Here is a 25,116-nt window from a genome sequence, read left to right as displayed (position 1 = left end):
CGCTGCTTAGTCTACCCTGGTCATCATTACTCACGGTGGTAAGGGTGGTTGGTGGTAATGCTCCACGCCCGATACAGACTCTCGGCCACCAGTACGCGAACCAGCGGGTGAGGTAGGGTGAGCGTTGAGAGCGACCAACTTTGTTCCGCCGCCGCTTTGCAGGCGGGTGAAAGGCCTTCCGGGCCGCCGATAAGCAGGCTAACGTCGCGGCCATCCTGTTTCCAGCGTTCCAGTTCGCGCGCCAGCTGCGGCGTATCCCAAGGTTTCCCCGGAATATCCAGGGTGACGATGCGGTTTTTGCCTGCAGCCGCCAGCATCATTTCACCTTCTTTTTCGAGAATGCGCTTGATGTCGGCGTTTTTGCCGCGTTTACCGGCGGGAATTTCCACCAGTTCGAACGGCATATCCTTTGGAAAACGGCGCAGATATTCGCTAAAGCCGGTCTGAACCCAGTCCGGCATTTTGGTGCCAACGGCTACCAGGTGCAGCTTCACGCGCTAACTCCAGAGTTTTTCCAGCTCGTACAGACGACGGCTCTCTTCCTGCATAACGTGAACCATAACGTCGCCGAGATCGACCACGATCCAGTCCGCGGCGGCTTCGCCTTCAACGCCCAGCGGCAGCATCCCGGCGGCGCGAGACTCCTGCACAACGTGGTCGGCAATGGACATAACATGGCGCGTGGAAGTGCCTGTGCAGATAACCATGCAATCTGTAATGCTGGATTTGCCATGAACGTCAATGGCTACGATGTCCTGACCTTTCAGGTCATCAATTTTGTCGATAACAAAATCCTGGAGTGCTTTACCCTGCAAGAGTTCCCCCTGGGTGTGTGAAGAGTGATAACAATAAACAGCCTGACAGTATACCCGAACTGTTGGCAAAGTCGGGATAAATGTCGATAAACGGGCGGTGAAGGCGGCTATCATCCCATCCATCGCCGATGATTGCATCGCCATTTTTGTAAAACAATTTCTGCAAAGTTCAAATGGCGGATGCAGCCTGGCTGCGGAGAATAACAGCCTGCTTTGCACTGTCAATGGTCTGCGCGCAATTCTTCTTCCGCCAGCCAAACGGCCCGGCTATTTAGTACGCGCAGCGTGGTGAAATCAGGCTGGAGATCGACAAGGCTCCACGCGCCATGCTCGATGGGGAAGTGCCACATCGCCGAATCCGGCATATTCAGAAGTTGCGCGACTAAGAGGCTAAGCACGCCCTGATGGCCGACGATAAGCAGATGGTCAAGTTCCCGAAACTGAGAGAGGGTGACGGTAAAGCCGCGGACGCGTTCGGCAAACGCCTGGAAGCCCTCCCCGTTGGTGGGCGCCGCGTGCTGCCAGTCGGCGCACCATGCGGCGTAGTTTTCGGCATCCTCCTGCTGTAAATCGCGGTGGTGGCGCATTTCCCAGTCGCCGAAGAACATTTCATTGAGCGCGGCGAAGGACTGGCGGGGGACGTTACGGTCGCCCAGCAGGAGGCTGGCCGTGCGCTGGGTGCGCTCAAGCTCACTGCAAAACGCGCGCTGAAACGGGACGGCAAGCAGCCGCTTTCCCAGCGTTTGCGCTTGTCTGATTCCTCGTTCGGTTAACGCAGTGGGCGCGTGCCCGCTATAGAGGCCCGCGACGTTGGCCTCGGTTTCGCCATGACGAACTAACCATAACTTCATGATGACCCTCTCGAAAGGAGTCTATGAGACTCTCCTTGTGGCAAGGCTAGCAGTAGAGCTTCTGCTCATGGATATAGTCGAGTACGCTTTCCGGCAGCATGTCCGCGCAGGATTCGCCGGATTCAAGACGCTGGCGAATCAGGGTGGCTGAGATATCAAACCACGGCGTTTCGGCCAGGTAGATAACCCCCGCCGGGCTGCTATGCATCCGCTCGACGTCATGAGTGAGATGTTTGTCCAGCCACTGCTGATCCTGCTCGCACGCCATGGTCAGCGGATAGCCCGGGCGCCGGCAAACGATCAGATGCACGTTATCAAGAATGCTTTCATAGTCGTGCCAGGTGGTAAAGGTGAGCAGCGAATCCTGGCCAATAATAAACGCCAGCGACCGTTTTGGCCCTTGCTCCTGGCGCCACTCGCGCAGGGTTTGCGCGGAGTATGACGGCGTGTCGCGCTTGAGTTCGCGATCGTCGAGAATAAACAGCGGCTTATCCGCGATGGCCAGCTCCAGCATATGCCTGCGTTGGTCGCTGGTGGCTTCGGGCTGCGGGCGGTGCGGCGGCACGTTGTTGGGCACGATGGTGACTTGATTAAGGCCAATCTGGTTGGCCAGAATTTCCACCGGTTTAAGGTGACCATAATGCACCGGATCGAAGGTGCCGCCGTACATTGCCAGTAACTGAGTCATATCAACCATCAATAAAAACGTCTGCCAGCGCTTTATGGCAGAGCAATAAAGAGAGACTTTCCAGCTCGGGCCATACGGAGTGCCCGTAATCCTGCTTGAAGGTGAGTTCGGCACGGGTCAGCAACGTGACGGCCTGGCGCAGCTGGTCGGCGCTGAGGCGGGCCAGCGCATCGCTAACCAGCTGGCGGCGGTTCTGCCACACGCGATGTTTGTCAAACAGCGAACGCAGCGGCGTATGGGCCGACTGCCGCTTCAGGTTGACCAGCAGCAGCAGCTCGCGCTGTAGGGTGCGCAGCAGGATGGCGGGCTCGCTGCCTTCCAGACGCAGCTGTTGCAGAACGTGGAGTACGCGCTTACTTTTCCCGGCCAGCAGCGCATCAACCCAGTGATAGGGGGTGAAATGCGCGGCATCATTCACCGCCTGCTCAACCCGCGGCAGCGTCAGTTTACCGTCCGGCCACAGCAGCGACAGACGCTCCAGAGCCTGCGCCAGCGCCAGCAGATTACCTTCATAGCAGTAGCACAGCAGCTGACTGGCCGCGTCATCAAGCTGCAGATTATTCTGCTTCGCGCGCGTGGCGAGCCAGCGCGGCAGCTGGGCATATTCCGGCGTCTGGCAGCTTACCTGCACCGCCCGGCTGGTCAGCGCCGTCATCCACGCGGCGTTCTCCTGCGCTTTCGTCAGCTTATTACCGCGAACGATGAGCAATAAATCGTCATGCAGCATGCCGACAAGCGTCGCGAGCTGTTCGTTAATTGCCGCATTAGGGCCATTATCGGGCAGGATGAGCAGCAGCGTCTGGCGGCTGGAAAACAGGCTCATGGCCTGACTTAACGAGAACAGGGCAGGCCAGTCGGTACTGGCATCAACGGTGGCGGTGTGATGTTCGATAAAGCCCTGGGCGGCCGCGGCTTCGCGGATGGCGTCCTGGCTTTCCTGCAACAGCAGCGGATCGTTGCCAAGCAGCAGATAGGCCGCGCGCAGCCCTTCAGTGAGCTGCGCGCGGAGCTGTTCCGGGTACAACCGAATCATCAGTTACCCAGCGTGGTGGAGACGCGATTGCCGGAGGTTGAAGCGGCTGGGGTCGTCGTGACCGGCTTCTCATCCTCTTTGGTGGCTTCGACATCCGCAACGTGTACGCTCGGCAGCTTACGGATCAGCTGCTCCGCGGCTTTGTCGTACATTTCCTGAACGATCATGTCCTGCTCGGCATCTTTCGCTAACGCCGCCTGCGGGTTATCGAAGAACGAGCGGTAGACTTTGGTCGTGATGGGATAGATATCATGGCCTGGGATCAGGACGCTGGCATTTACCGTCATCACCATCTGATATTCCGCAGTACGGCCGTCCTGGAAAATAGATGCTGTATCTTTCTGAATGGACGATGTCTCCAGACGCAGGGAAGGAATATCCTTGCGCAGGGTACTGCTATCGACCAGTTCAACGCCGTTCAGACGCAGCTGATTACGGACAGCACGACTTAATGGTCCATTGGGATCGCCCGACTGGAAGATCATGGTTTTCATTGCGGTCGGAACCTGCGTAGTGCTACGCAGGTGCCAGCCGCAACCGGCGGTGATTAACACCGCCAAAGATAACAACAATGTTGCCAGATATCGCACGCTTCCTCCTGCGCTTAGCCAACGACCAGATTGAGCAGTTTACCCGGAACGTAGATCACTTTACGTACGGTCACACCGTCGAGATATTTCGCGACCAGATGCTCCTGACCCGCGCGCTCACGAACCTGCTCTTCAGTTGCATCCACCGCAACGGTAATTTTACCACGAACTTTACCATTTACCTGGACCACGACCAGAGTCGTGTCTTCAACCATTGCGCTTTCATCAGCGACCGGCCACGGCGTGTTGTCAATATCGCCTTCGCCGCCCAGCTCCTGCCACAGGGTAAAGCTGGCGTGCGGGGTGAACGGGTTGAGCATGCGAACCACGGCCAGCAAGGCCTCACGCATCAGCGCGCGATCCTGATCGTTTTCCTGCGGCGCTTTCGCCAGCTTGTTCATCAGCTCCATAATCGCCGCAATCGCGGTGTTGAAGGTCTGACGACGGCCGATGTCATCGGTCACTTTCGCGATGGTTTTGTGCACGTCGCGACGCAGCGCTTTTTGATCTTCGCTGAGGCTGGCAACGTCCAGCGCAGGGGCTTCACCCAGGGTGGTGTGTTCGTAAACCAGTTTCCAGACGCGTTTCAGGAAGCGGTTCGCACCTTCCACGCCGGATTCCTGCCACTCCAGCGTCATGTCGGCCGGAGAAGCGAACATCATAAACAGGCGCACGGTGTCCGCGCCGTAGCGTTCCACCATCTCCTGCGGGTCGATGCCGTTGTTTTTCGACTTGGACATCTTGCTCATGCCGGTATAGACCAGCTCGCGACCCTGCGGATCGAAGGCTTTAACGATACGCCCTTTCTCGTCGCGCTCGGTGGTTGCCTCTTTCGGAGAGACCCAGTTACGCTCGCCGTTTTCGCCAACATAGTAGAAGGCATCTGCCAGCACCATGCCCTGGCAAAGCAGCTGTTTAGCCGGTTCGTCAGAGTTCACCATGCCCGCGTCGCGCATCAGCTTGTGGAAGAAGCGGAAATAGAGCAGGTGCATAATGGCGTGTTCGATGCCGCCGATATAGATATCGACCGGCAGCCAGTAGTTGGCCGCTTCCGGGTCGAGCATACCCTGGTCGTACTGCGGGCAGGTGTAGCGCGCGTAGTACCAGGAGGACTCCATAAAGGTGTCAAACGTATCGGTTTCGCGCAGCGCCGGCTGGCCGTTAACGGTGGTTTTCGCCCACTCAGGATCGGCTTTGATTGGGCTGGTGATGCCGTCCATCACGACGTCTTCCGGCAGAATAACCGGCAGCTGATCTTCCGGCGTCGGCATCACGGTACCGTCTTCAAGGGTCACCATTGGGATCGGCGCACCCCAGTAGCGCTGACGGGAAACGCCCCAGTCGCGCAGACGGTAGTTCACTTTACGTTCGCCGACGCCAAGAGACGCGAGCTTATCCGCGATGGCATTAAAGCCAGCTTCGTGATCCAGACCGTCGAATTCGCCGGAGTTGAACAGCACGCCTTTTTCGGTCAGTGCCTGTTCGGAGAGATCGGGTTCGGAGCCATCAGCGGCCAGGATGACCGGCTTGATGTTGAGACCGTACTTGCTGGCAAACTCGTAGTCGCGCTGATCGTGACCCGGAACGGCCATCACCGCGCCGGTGCCGTACTCCATCAGCACAAAGTTTGCCGCCCATACCGGGATCGCTTCGCCGGTCAGCGGGTGAATCGCTTTATAGCCGGTATCGACGCCTTTTTTCTCCATGGTTGCCATTTCGGCTTCGGCAACTTTGGTATTACGGCATTCGTCGATAAACGTCGCCAGCGCGGGGTTATTGGCTGCTGCCTGCTGCGCCAGCGGGTGACCCGCAGCGACGGCCAGGTAGGTACAGCCCATAAAGGTGTCCGGGCGGGTAGTATAAACGGTCAGCTTGTCGGCGTAGTCGTTAACGTCGAAGGAGATTTCGACGCCTTCGGAGCGGCCAATCCAGTTGCGCTGCATGGTTTTAACGGTATCTGGCCAGTGATCCAGGTTATCCAGATCGTTCAGCAGCTCGTCAGCGTAGGCGGTGATTTTGATAAACCACTGCGGGATCTCTTTACGCTCAACTTTCGTGTCGCAGCGCCAGCAGCAGCCGTCGATAACCTGTTCATTCGCCAGAACGGTCTGATCGTTCGGGCACCAGTTTACCGCGGAGGTTTTTTTATAGACCAGCCCCTTTTTATACAGCTCGGTGAAGAACTTCTGCTCCCAGCGGTAGTATTCCGGGGTGCAGGTTGCCACTTCACGGCTCCAGTCATAGCCGAAGCCCAGCTTTTTCAGCTGGTTTTTCATGTAGGCGATATTGTCGTAGGTCCACGGGGCCGGAGCGGTGTTGTTTTTCACCGCGGCGCCTTCCGCAGGCAGACCAAACGCATCCCAGCCGATAGGCTGCAGGACATTTTTGCCCAACATACGCTGGTAACGGGAAATCACGTCGCCGATGGTATAGTTGCGCACGTGGCCCATGTGTAGTCGACCAGAAGGATAGGGAAGCATCGACAGGCAGTAATACTTCTCTTTGCTCTCGTCTTCGGTAACTTCAAAGGTACGCTTCTCGTCCCAGTGTTGCTGGACTTTTGATTCTATCTCTTCCGGGCGGTATTGCTCTTGCATGGCAGCCAGTGGTCCTGTTTTCAATACAGCTACAAAATGTAGCCAATGGATGTGTTATTTCAGATCGGCATAGCATAGCCCAAACGCCAACGTCAAAACAGCCTTTCACACACTTACAGAGATGAAAGCGGTGGAGAATATTTCGTGACTCTGTGGGTTGGCTGGCAGAGCAATCCGCAGATAACGTCTATCATAAGAAGAAGTTAACCACACCGGAGGCGAAAAGATGAACAAGGTTGCTCAATTCTACCGAGAGCTGGTGTCGACGCTCAGCGAGCGGTTACGCAATGGAGAACGCGATATTGATGCGCTGGTGGAGCAGGCCAGGGTCAAGATTAGCCAGTCCGGCGAGTTAACGCAGAGCGAAATCGAGAATGTGATCCGCGCAGTCAGACGCGACCTGGAAGAGTTCGCGCTCAGTTATGAAGAGAGCCAGGATGAGCTGACTGATAGCGTCTTTATGCGGGTGATCAAAGAGAGCCTGTGGCAGGAGCTGGCGGATATTACCGATAAAACTCAGCTTGAGTGGCGCGAGGTGTTCCAGGATCTCAGCCACCACGGCGTCTATCACAGCGGCGAAGTCGTGGGGCTCGGCAATCTGGTGTGTGAGAAGTGCCATTACCATCTGCCGGTTTATACGCCGGATGTGCTACCGCGTTGTCCAAAATGCGGGCACGATCAGTTCCAGCGCCGGCCATTCGAGCCGTAAATACGCGGTAGATATCTGCGGAGCCTTTTACACAGGCGTTAAGCCAGCCCGAGAGCCAATATAAAGCGCGTTGATATATTGGCCTTCCTTTTTAAAGGGCAGGCTAACCCTTCATCAGTATGCATAAAAATGCTGGTGCCGAAGCACCAGCATAAGGTCTTTATTAAAAAGAGAAGCGCATCTTCGATGATAACGTCATGTTAATTGATAGTGTTAATGGTCGCGCTCTTAAACTGCTGAGTGCCCCCCATTTCACTGGCGTATTTATGTGATGAATTTAAAACCAGATTATTAGTGGAAATCGTGCCTTTGCCACAGGTTGCCAGATTAAGGAAACCGCAGCGATACCCTCCGTTAACCACTTTTTTTGCCGTCATGGTTAAAGTGCCGTCAGCCCTGATAAGAGAACGGTTTGTGATATCACCGTAATTTTGGGTATCCAGCGTCATATTTGATGAGCTTGAAATTTCACCTTCATTATAAAGCTCGTGATAGGTTTTAACGCCAACATTATACTGACCAACAATAGCCCCATAGTTGTGGGTGACATAGTTATCAATAGCTATTGTATTCGCCCCGATGTAGCCTTCATTATTAAGCAGGTAGCTTTTTGTTGTCAGCGTATCAGCAGCTTCCATAAAACTCCCTTTTTTTAATGCCAGAGTACCATTGGTTTTTATGGTCACGTTGCCGCCGGAGGTAGTACCAAAGTTGCTAATCTCCCCGGACGTCATCTGTTCATTTTTTTGCGCCTGAACCAGCAGAGTATCGTAGCCAAAAATATTGCCAGTGACTTTAAGCGAATCCCCCCCAAAGGTCACCGTTGTGTTTTTACTTCTGGTTGAACCTCCGTTGTCAATATTACCGGCAGCGGTGACTATCAGCTGATTATCTGAAAGTAAACTGGAACCATACGTTGTTTTCAGGTTACCGTTAGTCATTACGTTCAATGTGGTGGATGCTTTGAATTTACCCGTATTTTCGATATTTCCGGATGCGTTGACTAATAAATTTCCTGTGCTGGAAATGGTTCCACTATTGCTTATCGAACTGAGGCTGTTCAGTAGGGTGATATTATTCGAGGATATATTTCCCGTATTTTTAAAATTGCCTGCAGAGACTACCTGAGTCATCATACCATTGCTGGCGATAGAGCCTTCGTTGGTGAGTGAGCCAAAGCTGGTCAAAGAGAGGCTGGTGTTAGCAACAATAGCGCCTTTATTTCGAACGCCAAAACCTAAATTATTGCCAACCATAGTAATACTATTGGCTTTGATGCCACCAAGATTACTAATGTCGATACTATATTCAGGGTAAAGATACTGCAGCGCCGTTGCTGATTTACCCGCTGAGGTTATCGCGCCTGAGCCGTTATCAAACGTGAAGTTTCCTGCACCCACTATTGCGTTCTTTGCATTAACCGCACCGTTAATGGCTATCGCATCGGCGAGCAGTACAGCATAGCTATTGCTCGCATCCATTCCTTTTTTGTCGATGGACAACTTGCCACCGGTTACGTCATAGCTGGCGATCGCGCCAGTATCAGAAAAAGTCACCTTTCCGGTCGTTAAAATCGCCTTATTGGTGTTAATGAAACTACATCCTGAGCAGGAAATGCCATTGGGGTTAGCAATAACAACATCAGCGCGTTGACCCGCGACTTCAATAAATCCATTCAGTGAGCTGGCACGATTTGAGGTGACTTCGTTAAGAATAACAGAAGCACTACCATTGGTCAGATTGTTATTTTTAGCAATATTTCCTAAGGTCCCGTGTGTGAGATCGCTGGTGCTATTGTTAAGAACGACACCTTTACTATCAACGTTAAACTCACGATACATATTATGTGAGACGCCGGCGGCATTGGGTTTTTCAATATCGATGACCTTGACGCCTGATAAATGAGTATAGGTTGTCGGGTCGGCATAAACGAAGGTTGAGCTCAAGGCTGCTGCTAGCACAACATAGGATAATTTGAATTTAAACATTTAATATAGTCCTTTAAAAATAAATGAAGTTAACCGATACGTTGAAAAACTGACTTTAATACCTCCATTGTAATGAAAACCCCAGGTTCACAGGGTCTGTATGAAAACCGTTTGGCTTTACCAACGGTGTTCCCAGGAAAAAATCATATTGAGTAGCAATAACGCTCCCGCGCACTCCCATACTGGCGCCAGATATGACTTTGCCATTTCCGTACTGTTCTGTTCCTGTAATGCGCCCAACATCTATGCCTAAGTACAGCTGTTGTTCCGGGGCGGGCATATCCCAGATGAAATCATTGCGCCAGTACCAGCCTTGATTTCCTGAAAGGGTTCTTTCACCGTCAAAGCCTCGTACCGTCCAGCGATTACCTATATTAAATTGATTATCTACGGATAAGATGTCGGGACTGATTTGTATATTGACATGTGGGGCATAGCTGAATTTATCTCCCGTCAATTCAAACTTCATTAGGGCTTGAAGGTCGGCATGAATAATGCGCGAAAGCTTACTGTACAGACCGGCTTTTTCCTCAGGGGTTGGTACTGAACTGAGCCACGGAAGGCTACGCTGTACGCCCAGGCTGGCATCTATGATTGTATGAGTAAAATATCGTTGTTGATGTACAGTAATATCCCAGGCAGGATTCTGTTTGCGCATAACGCTCAATTCACTACCGCCAAAATAGTAATGTGAGGTGCTTTTAGATATTCGCGCATCAACAGTCGTTTTTTGCTGACGGGTATGCGAAAGTAAATGCGTTAAGGTTGCGCTGGCATAATCATTTTTGCTTTTATATTCAATGGTAGAGTATCTACCATTGAACTGCTGACGATATTCACTTTGTGAACCGTAAAGATTGAGCGACCAAAATCCAAAGGGAATAGAATAATAGAGGCTTTTATTCTGATTACCATCGTTATGTTGATTAAACTCGACATCGCCCCCCATGGATAAATAGAGTATGTCATTTAGCGTCGTCAGGTCGTAAAGATAAAGCGCGCCACCGGCCTGGTAACGCCCGCTGCTACGGCTTCCGGCATCATCCAGCCATGCGCCTACTTGCCAGTTTCGTGCCAGATGCCGGGATATTTGGATGTCGCTTTCCGCATTGTTCTTACCCGGCATGATTTTCATCTGCGCCGATGAGCCGGGTAAACGCTGTAAGTTAGCCATTCCCTGTTCCAGTTCGGTTAGCTTCAGGATATCTCCTGTTTTAGCCGGTATGGCATTCCACAGGCTGGTTGTCGCGCTATTGTCGGAAGCCCAGCTAATATTACCGATATAGCCATAGCTCAACGTGATGCTCAGAATGCCATCATTCAGGGACTGTGAAGGTACATCAATAAGCGACGTGATATATCCCCGGGCAATAAGTTCATTTTGCAAGGTTGTGGTGAGTAGACGTATGCCTTCAATACCCAGACACTTTTTTTCAGCCTGGCGAGCGATATTACCTAACAGACCGAGGGTCAGCTTGTGGTCAGCGGAAATAATTTCAACATGGTTGATATATCGACAGGTTGCTTCCAGTGGAAAGGCAAGTTTATATTTTTGCGATCCTCTACCTGATGCCGAATATTCCTGCTGTGCTGGTGCCAATGCGCTTTGACGTGCCTTATCCTGTTCCACCTGATTGGTATTACTAATCGATACATTCGCCAATGTCGACGCGGTTAGCAGAATATAAAGAGAAAGGGCGGTTATGAGACTTTTATTATTCACGAAGCAATATCCATTTGTTTCATTCGTCCGTTATAGCCTTGTCAAGAATGTTTAGCGTTCACTGAGTATGGTTAACGAAGCCGGGTACTCAATCTTAAGAATCTTACTTTTCTAAAATCAAAAAAAAACGCTGCCGGTGCTCAGCGCTGTTGTCAAATCTGCGCCATGTTATCTACGGCAGATTAGGTAATCCACGATGTAAAGCGTGAATTTTTGTTGAATTGAGCGTTTCAGGTCGTGAATTATTTGGCGTGAGGCTGGATATATTTATGACGCGTATTTGAGAGCAACGAAACTATTGCCATAACTATGGAGAGAGACAGGAGCGGGAAGAGATAAAGGCGTGTACGGTACCGTACACGCCGGAAGGTTAGTGCAGAATTTTGGCGAGGAAGTCTTTGGCGCGTTCAGATTGCGGGTTAGCAAAAAACGCTTCTTTATCGGCGTCTTCGACAATTTTTCCTTCATCCATAAAGATAACCCGGTTGGCTACCTTACGCGCAAAGCCCATTTCATGGGTGACCACCATCATAGTCATCCCTTCGTTCGCCAGTTCAACCATGACGTCCAGCACTTCGTTAATCATCTCCGGATCCAGCGCGGAGGTGGGTTCATCAAACAGCATGGCGATAGGATCCATACACAGCGCGCGGGCGATGGCCACGCGCTGCTGTTGGCCACCCGAGAGCTGGGCGGGGAATTTTTCGGCATGAGCGGAAAGCCCCACGCGTTCCAGCAGCTTAAGCCCTTTTGCCCGGGAGGCGGCTTTATCGCGATTGAGTACCTTGACCTGCGCCAGGGTGAGGTTATCGATAATCGATAAGTGAGGGAACAGCTCAAAGTGCTGGAATACCATCCCGACGCGCGAGCGCAGTTTGGCCAGGTTGGTCTTTTTATCGTTGACGGTGGTGCCGTCGACGATGATTTGACCTTGCTGAATGGGCTCAAGGCCGTTTACGGTTTTAATCAGCGTTGATTTACCCGAGCCCGAAGGCCCGCAGACCACCACCACTTCGCCTTTTTTCACTTCCGTGGAGCAATCGGTCAGCACCTGAAAGTGACCATACCATTTTGAAACATTTTTCAGGGTAATCATTACACAGTCCTTTTCTTCAACCAGCTGACCAACAGCGATGCGCTGAGACTAAACACAAAATATACGGCGCCTGCGAACAGGATCATCTCTACCTGGGTTCCATCACGCTCGCCGATAGTCGAGGCGGTGCGGAAAAAGTCGGCCAGGCTCAGGACATAGACCAGCGAGGTATCCTGAAATAGTACGATGCCCTGAGTCAGCAGCAGCGGTACCATGGCGCGGAAGGCCTGCGGCAGAATCACCAGCTTCATGGATTGCCAGTGGGTCATGCCCAGCGCCAGCGCGGCGCTGGACTGGCCGCGCGAGATGCTCTGAATGCCGGCACGGATAATTTCCGAGTAATAGGCCGCTTCAAACATGGAGAAGGCGATCATCGCTGAAATCAGGCGGATATCGGTTTTCGGCGACAGGCCAAGCACGTTCTGCAGGAACCCGGGAACAATCAGATAAAACCACAGCAGTACCATCACCAGCGGAATGGAGCGGAAAACGTTAACGTAGGTTTTGGCGAACCACGCCAGCGGCAGGAAGCTCGACAGGCGCATAACGGCCAGGATCGTCCCCCACACAATCCCGACAACAATCGCGGTCACGGTAATTTTTAAGGTAATCACCAGCCCTGCCAGCAGGTATGGCATGGAAGGAATAATGGAGCTCCAGTCAAAATCGTACATTATTTACCCCCCATATTGCCCGGCAGGCGGAATTTACGTTCGACCACGTACATGATCAGCATAATAACGGCGTTGATAAACACGTAGGCGAGGGTGATAGCGGTAAACGATTCCCAGGCATGGGCCGAGTAGTCCAGCAGCTTACCCGCCTGCGCGGCCATATCGGCAAGACCAATGGTGGAGGCGATGGCCGAGTTTTTCACCAGGTTCATCATTTCAGAGGTCATTGGCGGCACGATAACGCGATAGGCGTTGGGCAGCAGAACGTAACGGTAGGTTTGCGGGAGCGTTAGCCCCATCGCCAGCCCGGCGTTTTTCTGGCCGCGCGGCAGGGATTGAATACCGGAACGAACCTGCTCGCAGACGCGCGCGGCGGTAAACAATCCCAGACACAGCATCGAAGAAACGAAAAACTGAATATTCGGATCCAGCTCGGACTTAAACCACATGCCGATGTTTTCCGGCAGCAGTTCAGGCACCACCAGATACCAGGTGAAAAATTGAACGATAAGCGGAACGTTACGAAAAAGTTCAACGTAGCAGGTGCCGATAGTCGACAGCAGACGGTTCGGGACCGTACGGAGAATACCGAAGAGCGAACCTACAAAGAACGCGATAATCCAGGCCGTTACCGACAGGGTGACGGTGATCTGAAAACCACTCCACAGCCAGCCTAAATAGGTGGTGTTGCCGAACGGGGCCTGTTGCAGGAATATCCCCCAGTTCCAGTCTATTGACATAAATGACTCCTGGAAAAAAAAGGGTAGCAGCGCTACCCTCGAAGATTGTTGCTCAGCCTGTTTCGGTATTCGCGGCCGCTGGGGAACGACCAGCCGCCGTATAGTCTGTCCGCGCCGTAGCAACAATCGGGAGGGCAGGATTCCCCGCCCTTTGTTTTTTTAATTAGTTAAGAGCTTTATCGTTAGGTGATTTGAACAGCGCTTTCATCTCGTCAGAGAGTTCAAAGTTCATATTCAGGTTCTTTGGCGGAATAGGATTTTTAAACCACTTATCGAACCATTTTTCGGCTTCACCGGAGGTCTGAACCTGGGCGACCGTCTCATCGACCAGCGTTTTGAACTGCGGGTCATCTTTGCGCAGCATGCAGCCGTAGGCTTCCTGAGACTGAGCGGTACCGACAATCTCCCAGTTATCCGGTTTCTTCGCTTTCGCACGTTCGCCCGCCAGCAGCGCGTCATCCATCATAAAGGCCACCGCGCGACCGCTTTCCAGAGTACGGAAAGAGTCACCGTGATCTTTTGCGCTGATAATACGCATATTCATTTTTTTCTCGTCGTTCAGCTTGTGCAGCAGAATTTCGGAGGTGGTGCCGGAGGTGACGACGACGGCTTTATCCTTCAGATCCGGGAAATCTTTAATCGCGCCGCCTTTTTTCACCAGCAGACGGGTACCGACGACGAAAATCGTATCGGAGAAGGCCGCCTGTTTCTGGCGCTCAAGGTTGTTGGTGGTGGAGCCGCATTCGAAATCATACGTGCCGTTTTGCAGCAGCGGAATACGGTTTTGTGAGGTAACCGGGATCAGTTTGACCTGCAGATCCGGTTTGTTCAGCTTCTTCTTGATGGCATCAACGATCGCATTCGAGTAGTCCTGGGAGTAGCCAACGACCTGCTGCTTGTTGTCATAGTAAGAGAACGGAACGGATGATTCACGGTGACCAACGACGATAACGCCGTTTTTGGCAATTTTATCCAGAGTGCTCTGGCCAGCGGTGGATGCCGCATCTTCTGCATGCGCCACCCCAGCGGTGAGGCCCATGACCAGCATTGCTGCGGCCAGTTTACGTAATTGCATATCCGACTCCTTATCCTCAGCGCCGTCAGACGCTATTGATACCCATTGTGAATGTGTGTGCTTTTTTATCGCTGCCGTCTTTGCGTGCAGCATTTGTATGTGTTTGTTAGCATTTAGTTTGGCTTAATGTAAAGATTTTGCTCTTATATTGTTGATTTTTGCGAAGCGCACCGCACCATTTAAAGGCAAAAATCCCCCATTGCACCAAAATAGCGCCGCCTGACGATCGATGGTGGTGCAACCGGGTTGTACCCCCGAGGATCGCGTTGCGACATGAATTTATTAAGCAATGGTCGTGCCAGAATGGATAAGAAGGGGGGATGACCGCGGCGACGAATGCCGCCGCGGGAGAAGCAATTATTGACGGCGCTGGCGCAGGCTCATCAGCAGCGCAGCAAAGCCAAACAAGGCGGTTAACGCCCACAGCGGCCAGTTCCCCGTACGCGCGTACGGCGTCAGTCCTGCCGTTGGGGTCACTTTGGTGGTTAATACGGCGCGGGTGAACTGTGGGATCATCTCCTGTATTTCACCGCGCGGGCCGATGACCGCGGTAATGCCGTTATTGGTGCTGCGCAGCAGCGGACGGGCCAGCTCCAGCGCGCGCATTCGCGCCATCTGGAAGTGCTGCCACGGGCCGATAGATTTGCCGAACCATGCGTCATTCGAAATAGTTAACAGAAAATCCGTATCCGGGCGGAAGTTATCCCGCACCTGCTCGCCAAGAATGATCTCGTAGCAGATAGCCGCCGTCAGACGCATATTATGCGCCACCAGCTGCGGCTGCACGTACGGCCCGCGGCTGAAAGAGGACATTGGCAGGTCGAAGAACGGCGCCAGCGGACGCAGAATCGATTCCAGCGGCACAAACTCACCAAACGGCACCAGATGATTCTTGTTGTAGCGATTCTTTGAGTCGTAGCTGTACGGGTTATCTTTGCCCAGCGTAATAATGGTGTTGTACGTATCGTAGCGATTGCGCGCGTTCAGACGCGCATCGACGATGCCGGTGATCAGCGAGCTATTTTTCGACCGCATCAGGTCATCCATCATGCTGAGGAAGCGCTGCTGGTTAATTTCCAGATCCGGAATCGCGGACTCCGGCCAGACGATCAGCTGCGATTTACCCATATGCGGCTGGGTGAGATCCAGATAGGTTTTCAGGGTGTTGAGCAGCTGATTCTGGTCCCATTTCATCGCCTGGGGGATATCGCCCTGTACCAGCGAAACCGTGGTCGCGCGCGCCGGCAGCGGTTGATACCACTGAATATAGCGAAGCGGGAAGGGCAGGGCGAACAGCAAGACGGCGGCGATCAGCGGCTTCCAGTTACGCTGCGCGATGGCCAATACCAGCAGGCCGCTGACAAGCATCAGCAGGAAGTTAATCGCCTCAACGCCCATCACGGGAGCCAGGCCTTTGAGCGGGCCGTCAATCTGACTGTAGCCGAACTGTAGCCACGGGAAGCCGGTGAGCACCCAGCCGCGCAGAAATTCGCTGATTTGCCACACCACCGGCGCGGCGATAGCCACGCGTATCCAGCTGGTTTTTGGCCACAGGCGCGAAAGAATGCCGGCAAATAATCCGGTATAGAGCGACAGATAGGCCGCCAGCAGCACCACCAGGAAAACGTTGACCGGACCGGGCATGCCGCCGAACTGCGCGATGCTCACGTAGACCCAGTTAATACCGGAGCCGAACAGCCCTAACCCCCAGGAATAGCCAATCGCGGCGCTTTGCAGGGGACGTCGGTTGAGGGTTAAACCTTGCAGGCCAATTAACGAAATAAGGGCAGCTGGCCAGAAGTCATAAGGTGAAAAAGCCAGCGTTCCGCTGGCTCCGAATAACAGCGCCAGCAGCAAACGTACGCGCTGGCGTTCAATAAGAGAGGCAAATACCATTTAGGTTAATCGTCCCGTTGGATTAGTCTTCCAGCTTCGGCTGCGGGGCATCATCAGGAAGCTTTACATGTACCTGAATAATACGTCGACTGTCAGCCATTGCGACCTTGAATTGGTAACCATCAATGTCGATAGACTCGCCGCGGGCAGGCAGATGACCAAACGCCTGCATGACCAGACCGCCGATGGTGTCGACCTCTTCATCGCTGAAGTGGGTGCCGTACGCTTCGTTGAAATCTTCGATTGAGGCCAGCGCGCGCACCGTCCACGTGTGGCGGCTCAGCTGACGGAAATCGATATCTTCTTCTTCGTCGTATTCGTCTTCTATTTCACCGACGATGAGCTCAAGGATATCTTCAATGGTCACCAGACCTGAGACGCCGCCAAACTCATCGATAACGATAGCCATATGGTAACGTTGGGAGCGAAACTCCTTCAGCATGCGGTCAACCCGCTTGCTCTCGGGCACGACAACCGCCGGACGCAACACTTTTTCCATGCTGAAGGCTTCGGCATCGCTGCGCATAAACGGCAGCAGATCTTTGGCCATCAGAATCCCTTCGATGTGATCTTTATCTTCGCTGATCACCGGGAAACGCGAGTGGGCCGATTCGATGATGACATCGAGGCACTCGTCCAGCGTCTGGTTGCGTTTCAGGGTAATCATCTGCGAGCGGGGGATCATGATGTCGCGAACGCGCTGGTCGGCGATATCCATTACCCCTTCGAGCATATCGCGCGTATCTTCGTCGATAAGGTCGTTTTGCCCGGAATCACGGATCAGCGCCAGCAGTTCGTCACGATTTTTGGGTTCACCGTGAAAGAGCTGGCTGAGTAACAGGGAGAAGAATCCCTTTTTGCTGTTTACTGTGTCGCTACTGTGTGAATTGTCGTCGCTCATGGCGTCGTATGGGTTCTCATGTTAGTTAAATAGTCGCTCGTCACGCGTATACTCAGCGCCCGGCATAGCGGCCAGTCGCCGGCAAAGCCGGCAACGGGTTATTCCTTCTCGGCAATGTACGGATCCTCATAGCCCAGAGCAAGCATTATCTCTGTTTCGAGGGATTCCATCTCTTCCGCTTCTTCATCAATGATGTGGTCATAGCCCAAAAGATGCAGGCTACCGTGGACCACCATATGCGCCCAGTGCGCTTCCAGCGGTTTACCTTGCTCTTTCGCTTCCTGTTCAACCACCTGACGGCAGATGACCAGGTCGCCAAGCAGCGGCATTTCGATACCCGGCGGGGCTTCGAACGGGAAAGAGAGCACGTTAGTCGGTTTGTCCTTCCCGCGATAGGTCAGGTTCAGCTCGTGGCTTTCCGCTTCATCAACCAGGCGAATCGTCAGCTCCGACTCTTCCTGAAACTGCGGGATAACGCTATCGACCCAGCGCTGAAACAGGGCTTCATCCGGCATTCCGCTGTTATCTTCGCAAGCCAGCTGTAAATCGAGAATGACCTGACTCATTTATGCTCCTGTTCCTGGGCTTCGCGTTTGCGCTCGGCGGCCAGTTCTGCTTTACGTTTCTGGTCTGCTTCTTCCCAGGCTTCATAGGCGTTAACGATGCGGGCGACAACCGGGTGGCGCACGACGTCTTCGCTATGGAAGAAGTTGAAGCTGATCTCATCGACTTCCGCCAGCACTTCAATCGCATGGCGCAGGCCCGATTTGGTGCTGCGCGGCAGGTCAATCTGCGTGACGTCGCCGGTAATGACCGCCTTAGAGTTAAAGCCGATACGGGTCAGGAACATTTTCATCTGTTCAATGGTCGTGTTCTGGCTTTCGTCGAGAATGATAAACGCATCGTTCAGCGTACGGCCGCGCATATAGGCCAGCGGCGCGACTTCAATCACGTTGCGCTCAATCAACTTTTCGACTTTCTCGAAGCCGAGCATCTCGAACAGCGCGTCGTACAGGGGCCGCAGGTACGGATCGACTTTCTGGCTCAAATCGCCGGGCAGGAAGCCCAGTTTTTCGCCGGCCTCAACCGCCGGACGGGTCAGAAGAATACGGCGGATCTCCTGGCGCTCCAGCGCGTCTACCGCGGCGGCGACCGCCAGGTAGGTTTTCCCGGTCCCGGCAGGACCGACGCCGAAGGTAATGTCGTGGTCAAGAATATTGGCGATGTACTGCGCCTGATTCGGCGTACGCGGTTTAATCACGCCGCGCTTGGTTTTGATATTGATGGCCTTACCGTAGTCCGGCACGCTTTCGGCGCTCTGCTCCAGCACGCGGGCTTCTTTGATCGCCAGATGAATTTGTTCCGGTTCAATATCCTGAATTTCGCCGCGCATCGGCGCGGTATCGACGTACAGACTGCGCAGGATATCCGCCGCAGCGGTGACGCAAATCGGCCGACCGGTCAGTTTAAAGTGGTTGTCACGACGGTTAATCTCGATGCCGAGGCGGCGTTCCAGCTGTTTAATGTTGTCATCAAACGGGCCGCACAGGCTCAGCAGACGGGCGTTGTCCGCGGGCTCAAGGGTGATTTCGCGAGTGTCTGTATTCAAGCTGTTCCTCTTATACATAGATAGCCGGAAGGTAGCCGGTCAGGAAATTATTCACGTCATCGGAATATGGCGCAAGCATCGCTATAGATATTGGGTTCAGGAGAGGAAATACAAGGCCTGCCGGAGCCGGCAGGCCTGAACGGATTATGGCTGGTAGATACCGACGCCAAGATCGTTTTCTTTACGGGTGCGGGCAATTACCGACTCCGGGGTTTCCGCGATGCGCAGACCCATTTCGTCCTCGGTGCGCACCACTTTACCGCGCAGGGAGTTTGTCCAGACGTCGGTGATCTCGACATCGACAAACTTGCCGATCATCTCAGGCGAGCCTTCGAAGTTCACCACGCGGTTATTTTCGGTGCGGCCAGACAGCTCCATGATGCTCTTACGTGAGGTACCTTCCACCAGAATGCGCTGCACGGTGCCGAGCATACGGCGGCTCCAGGCCATCGCCTGCTGGTTGATGCGCTCCTGCAGAATATACAAACGCTGCTTCTTGTCCTCTTCCGGTACGTCGTCAACCATATCGGCCGCCGGCGTTCCCGGACGCGCGGAGAAGATGAAGCTGTAGCTCATATCGAAATTCACATCGGCAATCAGCTTCATGGTCTGCTCGAAATCCTGGGTGGTTTCGCCAGGGAAGCCGACGATGAAGTCGGAGCTGATCTGAATATCCGGACGCGCCGCGCGCAGTTTGCGGATAATCGCTTTATATTCCAGCGCCGTGTGGGTTCGGCCCATCAGGTTCAGCACGCGGTCGGAACCGCTCTGCACCGGCAGGTGCAGGAAGCTGACCAGCTCCGGCGTATCGCGGTAAACCTCAATGATATCGTCGGTGAACTCGATGGGATGGCTGGTGGTAAAGCGGATCCGGTCGATACCGTCGATCGCCGCAACCAGACGCAGGAGATCGGCAAAGCTACCGGTGGTGCCGTCATAGTTTTCCCCGCGCCAGGCGTTTACGTTCTGCCCGAGCAGGTTGACTTCACGGACGCCCTGAGCCGCAAGCTGGGCGATTTCAAACAGGATATCGTCGCTTGGGCGGCTCACTTCCTCACCGCGGGTGTAAGGCACCACGCAGTAGGTGCAGTACTTGTTGCAGCCTTCCATGATGGAAACAAAGGCGCTTGGGCCTTCGGCGCGCGGTTCCGGCAGGCGGTCGAATTTTTCGATTTCCGGGAAGCTGATATCGACGACCGGGCTGCGGTTGCCTCGTACCGAGTTGATCATTTCCGGCAGACGGTGCAGGGTCTGCGGCCCAAAAATAATATCGACGTAGTGGGCGCGCTGGCGAATATGGTCGCCTTCCTGAGAGGCTACGCAGCCGCCAACGCCGATGATCAGGTTGGGATTCTTCTCTTTCAGCAGCTTCCAGCGTCCTAGCTGATGGAATACTTTTTCCTGAGCCTTCTCACGGATTGAGCAGGTATTGAGCAGCAGCACATCCGCTTCTTCCGCCACTTCAGTGAGTTGATACCCGTGGGTGGCATCCAGCAGATCGGCCATCTTTGATGAATCGTATTCGTTCATCTGACAGCCCCAGGTTTTAATATGGAGTTTTTTTGTCATCGACTTGCTCATGCTTAATTAGGTATACCCAAAGTCAGCGTCTTCACCGGATGTTGCTCTGCAATGTGAAGGGTGACGGATATAAAGCCAGGATTGCAGGGCGCGTATTGTAATGCTTTGACCGCGCCCTGACCAGTACGACCGTAATCACCACAAGCCGAATAAAAATCCGGTAAACTGAGGGGATTCGGGTTTAAGGATAATAGCCATGACAATTCATGCAACAGATGTCGTTATCGTCGGCGGCGGGATGGTTGGCGGCGCCCTCGCGCTTGGCCTGGCGCAGCAGGGCTTTACGGTGACGGTCATTGAAAAAAACGCGCCACCGGTTTTTGATGCGTCTTCACCGCCTGACGTGCGTATTTCGGCAATCAGCGCGTCATCGGTAGGGCTGCTGAGAGGCCTCGGCGTCTGGGACAGCGTGCGGTCCATGCGCGCCCATGCGTACCGCCAGCTAGAAACCTGGGAGTGGGAAAGCGCGCATGTTGTCTTCAACGCCGCGGAGCTGAAGCTGCCGGAACTGGGCTATATGGTGGAGAATAACGTCCTGCAGCGAGCCCTGTGGCAGGCGCTGGAAGCCCATGAGCGCATATCGCTGCAGGTGGGAACATCGCTCCAGGAGATGCGTCTGGAAGAAACGTACGCCTCCTTAACGCTGACCGACGGCAGCCAGCTTGATGCGCGGCTGGTGGTGGGCGCGGACGGTGCCAGTTCGCAGGTGCGTCAGCTGGCCGGAATCGGCATCCACGCGTGGCAGTACCAGCAATCCTGTATGTTGATCAGCGTACAGTGTGCGGACGATCCCGGCGACAGCACCTGGCAGCAGTTCACTCCGGCGGGGCCGCGCGCGTTTTTACCGCTGTTCGATCATTGGGCCTCGCTGGTGTGGTACGACGCGCCGGCGCGGATCCGCCAGCTGCAGGGCATGAGTATGGCTCAGCTACAGCAGGAAATTACTCGCCACTTCCCGTCGCGGCTGGGAGAGATTACGCCGCTGAGTGCGGGCGCCTTCCCGCTCACCCGCCGTCACGCATTGCAGTATGTTAAGCCGGGGCTGGCGCTGGTGGGCGATGCTGCGCACACCATTCATCCGCTGGCGGGGCAGGGGGTTAACCTCGGCTATCGCGATGTCGATGCGCTGCTCGATATTCTTGGCAGAGCAAAAGCCCGCGGCGAAGAGTGGGCCCGCCTGGCGGTACTTAAGCGCTACCAGACGCGCCGTCAGGCGGACAACTTTATTATGCAGTCTGGGATGGATCTGTTTTACGCCGGGTTTAGCAACGATCTGCCCCCGGTGCGTATGCTGAGAAATATTGGGCTGATGGCGGCCGAGCGCGCCGGCGGACTGAAGCGTCAGGCGTTGAAATACGCGTTGGGATTGTAACGCTGGACGACCCGGCTGGCGAAGGCGCGGCCGGGTAGGGATGCTAATAGACGTAGCCAAAATCCATAAAGCAAAAAGCCCGCCGAAGCGAGCTTTTTGCTTTATGTTGGCTGGGGTACGAGGATTCGAACCTCGGAATGCCGGAATCAGAATCCGGTGCCTTACCGCTTGGCGATACCCCAATTTTACGTTGACCATTTCGTACCGGGGTCAAACCGGTGGCTTAGCGCCTGGAGATACTCCAACGGGTGCGCGCACAGCGTGGGCGACTTTTAAAATTGGCTGGGGTACGAGGATTCGAACCTCGGAATGCTGGTATCAGAAACCAGAGCCTTACCGCTTGGCGATACCCCAACAATTCTTTTGGATTTATCGAACTGAATCAATAATTCCTTTGTATGGTGGCTACGACGGGATTCGAACCTGTGACCCCATCATTATGAGTGATGTGCTCTAACCAGCTGAGCTACGTAGCCAAAATCTTACTCTATTTTCGATGGCTGGGGTACCTGGATTCGAACCAGGGAATGCCGGTATCAAAAACCGGTGCCTTACCGCTTGGCGATACCCCAATACCGTCGCGGTGAACCGCAAACATCGAAAATATGGCTGGGGTACCTGGATTCGAACCAGGGAATGCCGGTATCAAAAACCGGTGCCTTACCGCTTGGCGATACCCCAACAAAAATCTTTTACCGCAACGCGAACGAGTAAATGGTGCGGGAGGCGAGACTTGAACTCGCACACCTTGCGGCGCCAGAACCTAAATCTGGTGCGTCTACCAATTTCGCCACTCCCGCAAAAAAGATGGTGGCTACGACGGGATTTGAACCTGTGACCCCATCATTATGAGTGATGTGCTCTAACCAGCTGAGCTACGTAGCCATCTTTTTGCGCGTTACCTTATCGGCGTTGCGGGGCGCATTATGCGTATTGAGCCTTGAAGCGTCAACCCCTTTTTCATCGAAAATGGACTGAACGTAACTGTTTGGTTAGGTTGCGAACAGCGTGGTGCAATAATCGGCAATTATTGGTTATTTATCGTTTTTAACGGCTTAAATAAGGCACAAAACAAAAACGGACCCCGAAGAGTCCGTTTTGAAAACAGCGTCGGTTAGTAGGCCGACTGGTGTACGCCAACCGCGCGTCCCGACGGATCGTTCATTTTTTTGAAAGATTCGTCCCACTCAATCGCTTTTGCTGAAGAGCATGCGACGGAAGGGCCGCCAGGAACGCATTCGGCCGCGCTCGGTACCGGGAACAGCTCTTCGAAAATCTCACGGTACAGATACGCTTCTTTCGAGGAAGGCGTGTTGTACGGGAAACGGAAGCCGGCGGTTTCCAGCTGCCGATCGGAAATCTGTTCAGCGGCCACTTCTTTTAAGGTATCGATCCAGCTGTAACCAACGCCATCAGAGAACTGTTCTTTCTGGCGCCAGGCGACGCTCGCCGGCAGGTAAGATTCAAAACATTCACGCAGGACATGTTTTTCCATTTTACCGTTGCCGCACATTTTATCCTGCGGGTTAATACGCATTGCCACGTCGAGGAATTTCTTATCCAGGAACGGGACGCGCGCTTCAACGCCCCAGGCGGACATCGCTTTGTTGGCGCGAGCACAGTCAAACATATGCAGCGCCTGCAGTTTGCGCACGGTCTCTTCGTGCAGCTCTTTGGCGTTGGGCGCTTTATGGAAATAGAGGTAGCCGCCAAATACTTCGTCAGAACCTTCGCCGGACAGTACCATTTTGATGCCCATGGCTTTGATTTTACGCGACATCAGATACATTGGCGTTGACGCGCGAATCGTCGTCACGTCGTAGGTTTCAATGTGATAGATAACATCGCGAATCGCGTCCAGGCCTTCCTGCACCGTAAAGTGGATCTCGTGGTGCACGGTACCCAGATGGTTAGCCACTTCCTGCGCGGCTTTCAGATCGGGGGCGCCCTCCAGGCCGACGGCGAAGGAGTGCAGCTGCGGCCACCAGGCTTCTGATTTTTCCTGATCTTCGACGCGGCGCGCGGCATATTTTTTGGTGATGGCGGAAATCACCGATGAATCCAGGCCGCCGGAGAGCAGTACGCCGTACGGAACATCGGACATCAGGTGGCTTTTTACCGACTCTTCCAGCGCCTGACGCAGTTCGTTTTTGTCCGTGACGTTGTCTTTCACCGCGTCGTAGTCGAACCAGTCGCGCTGGTAGTACTCGCGGATTTCGCCATCTTTGCTCCACAGGTAGCTGCCTGCCGGGAACTCTTTAATCGTGCGGCAAACCGGAACCAGCGCTTTCATTTCAGAGGCAACGTAGAAGTTACCGTGTTCGTCGTGACCCATATACAGCGGGATGATGCCGATGTGGTCGCGACCAATCAGATACGCGTCTTTTTCGCTGTCGTAGAGAGCGAAAGCAAACATCCCCTGCAGATCGTCGAGGAAGTCCGGGCCTTTTTCCTGATACAGCGCGAGGATAACTTCGCAGTCGGAACCGGTCTGGAACGCGTAGCGGTCGCCGTATTCCGCGCGCAGCGCCTGGTGGTTGTAGATTTCACCGTTGACGGCGAGAGCGTGAGTTTTAGCGGCGTTATACAGCGGCTGCGCGCCGGCGTTGACGTCGACGATTGACAGGCGTTCATGCGCCAGGATGGCTTTATCACAGGCATAGACGCCGGACCAGTCCGGACCACGGTGGCGCATCAGTCGGGAAAGCTCCAGTGCCTTTTTACGCAGCTCACCCGCGTCAGTTTTAATATCCAGTACGCCAAAAATCGAACACATAGCCTTCTCCGTTACCCTGTCTTGTTTGATGTTGTGCAGACTTCGTCTTATTGCGAAGCCTCAGTGCATGCTTTAGAAAATGCCGCAAAGGCGCGGAGGGCGCAAGGGGTTTACGGCTGGAAAAGGAAATAATGCAATTGTGATTGTCGAATAGTGAAAAAAGAGTACGTTTTGAGCGCTTTTGTTGCTGAATATTTAGTGATGGCGCTTTTTTTTTAGATAAAAGCGTTCAGGAGAGGCTTAGGAATAAGAAACCACGTCGCAGGACGTGGTTTTATTGTCATCCCTAAACCACCTCCTAGGGAGGTGGTGATTGCTCCTGTAAGGCTATAGCCTGAAGAATGCCCATGTCGGAATATCTCTGCTTACTCACCACAAGTAAAAGGAGACAAACCGACATGG

21 protein-coding genes and 7 tRNA genes are annotated in these 25,116 nt (G+C 53.8%); 2 read left to right on the top strand and 26 right to left on the bottom strand.

The window, feature by feature from the left end; all coding sequences use genetic code 11:
• Positions 1 to 26: 26 nt before the first annotated feature.
• From rlmH to leuS, 7 genes are all read right to left on the bottom strand, one after another.
• Entirely contained in the window at positions 27 to 494 is a 468-nt protein-coding gene (gene rlmH / locus FQK12_RS07480; RefSeq protein WP_004100160.1) for a 23S rRNA (pseudouridine(1915)-N(3))-methyltransferase RlmH, read from the bottom strand.
• Positions 495 to 497: 3 nt separating this feature from the next.
• Complete coding sequence (rsfS, locus tag FQK12_RS07475; RefSeq protein WP_004100162.1) at positions 498 to 815, bottom strand: ribosome silencing factor; 318 nt, start codon at positions 813 to 815, stop codon at positions 498 to 500.
• Between the two features lie 221 nt (positions 816 to 1,036).
• The gene (locus FQK12_RS07470) at positions 1,037 to 1,666 is read right to left on the bottom strand and encodes an adenosylcobalamin/alpha-ribazole phosphatase (protein WP_014228400.1); all 630 of its coding nucleotides are present in this window, start codon (positions 1,664 to 1,666) and stop codon (positions 1,037 to 1,039) included.
• A gap of 46 nt (positions 1,667 to 1,712) precedes the next feature.
• Complete coding sequence (gene nadD / locus FQK12_RS07465; RefSeq protein ID WP_032694329.1) at positions 1,713 to 2,363, bottom strand: nicotinate-nucleotide adenylyltransferase; 651 nt, start codon at positions 2,361 to 2,363, stop codon at positions 1,713 to 1,715.
• The gene (gene holA / locus FQK12_RS07460; RefSeq protein ID WP_014228402.1) at positions 2,356 to 3,387 is read right to left on the bottom strand and encodes a DNA polymerase III subunit delta; all 1,032 of its coding nucleotides are present in this window, start codon (positions 3,385 to 3,387) and stop codon (positions 2,356 to 2,358) included. Before holA ends, nadD begins: the two co-directional genes overlap by 8 nt.
• On the bottom strand, positions 3,387 to 3,977 hold the full coding sequence (gene lptE / locus FQK12_RS07455; RefSeq protein ID WP_004130425.1) for an LPS assembly lipoprotein LptE: 591 nt from the start codon (positions 3,975 to 3,977) through the stop codon (positions 3,387 to 3,389). The genes holA and lptE overlap by 1 nt, the downstream gene beginning before the upstream one ends.
• A gap of 14 nt (positions 3,978 to 3,991) precedes the next feature.
• Positions 3,992 to 6,574 carry a leucine--tRNA ligase gene (gene leuS, locus FQK12_RS07450; protein WP_014228403.1) on the bottom strand — a complete coding sequence of 861 codons (2,583 nt, stop codon included), beginning with the start codon at positions 6,572 to 6,574 and terminating at the stop codon, positions 3,992 to 3,994.
• A 226-nt stretch (positions 6,575 to 6,800) separates the two neighbouring features.
• On the opposite strand from leuS, the gene FQK12_RS07445 reads away from it, so the two are divergent.
• Positions 6,801 to 7,283, top strand: coding sequence for a zinc ribbon-containing protein (locus FQK12_RS07445; protein WP_014228404.1), 483 nt, complete (start codon positions 6,801 to 6,803; stop codon positions 7,281 to 7,283).
• A gap of 200 nt (positions 7,284 to 7,483) precedes the next feature.
• On the opposite strand, the gene FQK12_RS07440 is transcribed toward FQK12_RS07445, so the two are convergent.
• The 11 genes from FQK12_RS07440 to miaB form a co-directional block, all read right to left on the bottom strand.
• Entirely contained in the window at positions 7,484 to 9,271 is a 1,788-nt protein-coding gene (locus FQK12_RS07440) for a filamentous hemagglutinin N-terminal domain-containing protein (protein ID WP_014228405.1), read from the bottom strand.
• A 55-nt stretch (positions 9,272 to 9,326) separates the two neighbouring features.
• The gene (locus FQK12_RS07435) at positions 9,327 to 10,994 is read right to left on the bottom strand and encodes a ShlB/FhaC/HecB family hemolysin secretion/activation protein (RefSeq protein WP_014228406.1); all 1,668 of its coding nucleotides are present in this window, start codon (positions 10,992 to 10,994) and stop codon (positions 9,327 to 9,329) included.
• A gap of 370 nt (positions 10,995 to 11,364) precedes the next feature.
• On the bottom strand, positions 11,365 to 12,090 hold the full coding sequence (locus tag FQK12_RS07430) for an amino acid ABC transporter ATP-binding protein (protein ID WP_004100186.1): 726 nt from the start codon (positions 12,088 to 12,090) through the stop codon (positions 11,365 to 11,367).
• A complete protein-coding gene (gene gltK / locus FQK12_RS07425) occupies positions 12,090 to 12,764 on the bottom strand; it encodes a glutamate/aspartate ABC transporter permease GltK (RefSeq protein WP_004848815.1) in 675 nt (224 codons plus the stop codon). Before gltK ends, FQK12_RS07430 begins: the two co-directional genes overlap by 1 nt.
• Positions 12,764 to 13,504 carry an amino acid ABC transporter permease gene (locus tag FQK12_RS07420; RefSeq protein WP_014228407.1) on the bottom strand — a complete coding sequence of 247 codons (741 nt, stop codon included), beginning with the start codon at positions 13,502 to 13,504 and terminating at the stop codon, positions 12,764 to 12,766. The genes gltK and FQK12_RS07420 overlap by 1 nt, the downstream gene beginning before the upstream one ends.
• Before the next feature lie 163 nt (positions 13,505 to 13,667).
• Positions 13,668 to 14,579: an amino acid ABC transporter substrate-binding protein gene (locus FQK12_RS07415; protein ID WP_004848819.1), complete on the bottom strand. Its 912-nt coding sequence runs from the start codon at positions 14,577 to 14,579 to the stop codon at positions 13,668 to 13,670.
• Positions 14,580 to 14,936: 357 nt separating this feature from the next.
• Complete coding sequence (gene lnt / locus FQK12_RS07410) at positions 14,937 to 16,475, bottom strand: apolipoprotein N-acyltransferase (protein WP_014228408.1); 1,539 nt, start codon at positions 16,473 to 16,475, stop codon at positions 14,937 to 14,939.
• Positions 16,476 to 16,497: 22 nt separating this feature from the next.
• The gene (corC, locus tag FQK12_RS07405) at positions 16,498 to 17,376 is read right to left on the bottom strand and encodes a CNNM family magnesium/cobalt transport protein CorC (RefSeq protein ID WP_004130445.1); all 879 of its coding nucleotides are present in this window, start codon (positions 17,374 to 17,376) and stop codon (positions 16,498 to 16,500) included.
• A 98-nt stretch (positions 17,377 to 17,474) separates the two neighbouring features.
• The gene (ybeY, locus tag FQK12_RS07400; RefSeq protein WP_004130446.1) at positions 17,475 to 17,942 is read right to left on the bottom strand and encodes an rRNA maturation RNase YbeY; all 468 of its coding nucleotides are present in this window, start codon (positions 17,940 to 17,942) and stop codon (positions 17,475 to 17,477) included.
• A complete protein-coding gene (locus FQK12_RS07395; protein ID WP_004134159.1) occupies positions 17,939 to 18,985 on the bottom strand; it encodes a PhoH family protein in 1,047 nt (348 codons plus the stop codon). Before FQK12_RS07395 ends, ybeY begins: the two co-directional genes overlap by 4 nt.
• A gap of 144 nt (positions 18,986 to 19,129) precedes the next feature.
• Entirely contained in the window at positions 19,130 to 20,554 is a 1,425-nt protein-coding gene (miaB, locus tag FQK12_RS07390) for a tRNA (N6-isopentenyl adenosine(37)-C2)-methylthiotransferase MiaB (protein ID WP_004111391.1), read from the bottom strand.
• Between the two features lie 208 nt (positions 20,555 to 20,762).
• Between miaB and ubiF the strand changes: the two genes are divergently transcribed.
• The gene (gene ubiF / locus FQK12_RS07385; RefSeq protein WP_014228409.1) at positions 20,763 to 21,938 is read left to right on the top strand and encodes a 3-demethoxyubiquinol 3-hydroxylase; all 1,176 of its coding nucleotides are present in this window, start codon (positions 20,763 to 20,765) and stop codon (positions 21,936 to 21,938) included.
• Positions 21,939 to 22,045: 107 nt separating this feature from the next.
• On the opposite strand, the gene FQK12_RS07380 is transcribed toward ubiF, so the two are convergent.
• From FQK12_RS07380 to asnB, 8 genes are all read right to left on the bottom strand, one after another.
• A tRNA-Gln gene (locus FQK12_RS07380) sits at positions 22,046 to 22,120 on the bottom strand.
• Positions 22,121 to 22,217: 97 nt separating this feature from the next.
• A tRNA-Gln gene (locus FQK12_RS07375) sits at positions 22,218 to 22,292 on the bottom strand.
• A gap of 45 nt (positions 22,293 to 22,337) precedes the next feature.
• Positions 22,338 to 22,414: transfer RNA gene (locus tag FQK12_RS07370), tRNA-Met, on the bottom strand.
• 21 nt (positions 22,415 to 22,435) lie between these two features.
• Positions 22,436 to 22,510, bottom strand: a tRNA-Gln gene (locus FQK12_RS07365).
• Between the two features lie 34 nt (positions 22,511 to 22,544).
• A tRNA-Gln gene (locus tag FQK12_RS07360) sits at positions 22,545 to 22,619 on the bottom strand.
• A 34-nt stretch (positions 22,620 to 22,653) separates the two neighbouring features.
• Positions 22,654 to 22,738: transfer RNA gene (locus FQK12_RS07355), tRNA-Leu, on the bottom strand.
• 8 nt (positions 22,739 to 22,746) lie between these two features.
• Positions 22,747 to 22,823 (bottom strand) — tRNA-Met (locus tag FQK12_RS07350).
• Between the two features lie 229 nt (positions 22,824 to 23,052).
• On the bottom strand, positions 23,053 to 24,714 hold the full coding sequence (gene asnB / locus FQK12_RS07345) for an asparagine synthase B (RefSeq protein WP_014228410.1): 1,662 nt from the start codon (positions 24,712 to 24,714) through the stop codon (positions 23,053 to 23,055).
• Positions 24,715 to 25,116 lie beyond the last annotated feature (402 nt).

This window comes from Klebsiella sp. ME-303 (genome assembly GCF_007910085.1).
GTDB classification, from domain to species: Bacteria; Pseudomonadota; Gammaproteobacteria; order Enterobacterales; family Enterobacteriaceae; genus Klebsiella; species Klebsiella michiganensis.
This window is presented reverse-complemented; position numbering and strand designations above follow the sequence as displayed.

Excerpts from the sequence above, each read along its gene's own strand:
- FQK12_RS07470 (WP_014228400.1), bottom strand. The coding sequence starts at position 1,666 with ATGAAGTTATGGTTAGTTCGTCATGGCGAAACCGAGGCCAACGTCGCG.
- FQK12_RS07420 (WP_014228407.1), bottom strand. The coding sequence starts at position 13,504 with ATGTCAATAGACTGGAACTGGGGGATATTCCTGCAACAGGCCCCGTTC.
- FQK12_RS07445 (WP_014228404.1), top strand. The coding sequence starts at position 6,801 with ATGAACAAGGTTGCTCAATTCTACCGAGAGCTGGTGTCGACGCTCAGC.
- gltK (WP_004848815.1), bottom strand. The coding sequence starts at position 12,764 with ATGTACGATTTTGACTGGAGCTCCATTATTCCTTCCATGCCATACCTG.
- ybeY (WP_004130446.1), bottom strand. The coding sequence starts at position 17,942 with ATGAGTCAGGTCATTCTCGATTTACAGCTGGCTTGCGAAGATAACAGC.
- leuS (WP_014228403.1), bottom strand. The coding sequence starts at position 6,574 with ATGCAAGAGCAATACCGCCCGGAAGAGATAGAATCAAAAGTCCAGCAA.
- nadD (WP_032694329.1), bottom strand. The coding sequence starts at position 2,363 with ATGGTTGATATGACTCAGTTACTGGCAATGTACGGCGGCACCTTCGAT.
- asnB (WP_014228410.1), bottom strand. The coding sequence starts at position 24,714 with ATGTGTTCGATTTTTGGCGTACTGGATATTAAAACTGACGCGGGTGAG.
- FQK12_RS07430 (WP_004100186.1), bottom strand. The coding sequence starts at position 12,090 with ATGATTACCCTGAAAAATGTTTCAAAATGGTATGGTCACTTTCAGGTG.
- ubiF (WP_014228409.1), top strand. The coding sequence starts at position 20,763 with ATGACAATTCATGCAACAGATGTCGTTATCGTCGGCGGCGGGATGGTT.
- corC (WP_004130445.1), bottom strand. The coding sequence starts at position 17,376 with ATGAGCGACGACAATTCACACAGTAGCGACACAGTAAACAGCAAAAAG.
- lnt (WP_014228408.1), bottom strand. The coding sequence starts at position 16,475 with ATGGTATTTGCCTCTCTTATTGAACGCCAGCGCGTACGTTTGCTGCTG.
- miaB (WP_004111391.1), bottom strand. The coding sequence starts at position 20,554 with ATGACAAAAAAACTCCATATTAAAACCTGGGGCTGTCAGATGAACGAA.
- holA (WP_014228402.1), bottom strand. The coding sequence starts at position 3,387 with ATGATTCGGTTGTACCCGGAACAGCTCCGCGCGCAGCTCACTGAAGGG.
- FQK12_RS07440 (WP_014228405.1), bottom strand. The coding sequence starts at position 9,271 with ATGTTTAAATTCAAATTATCCTATGTTGTGCTAGCAGCAGCCTTGAGC.
- FQK12_RS07415 (WP_004848819.1), bottom strand. The coding sequence starts at position 14,579 with ATGCAATTACGTAAACTGGCCGCAGCAATGCTGGTCATGGGCCTCACC.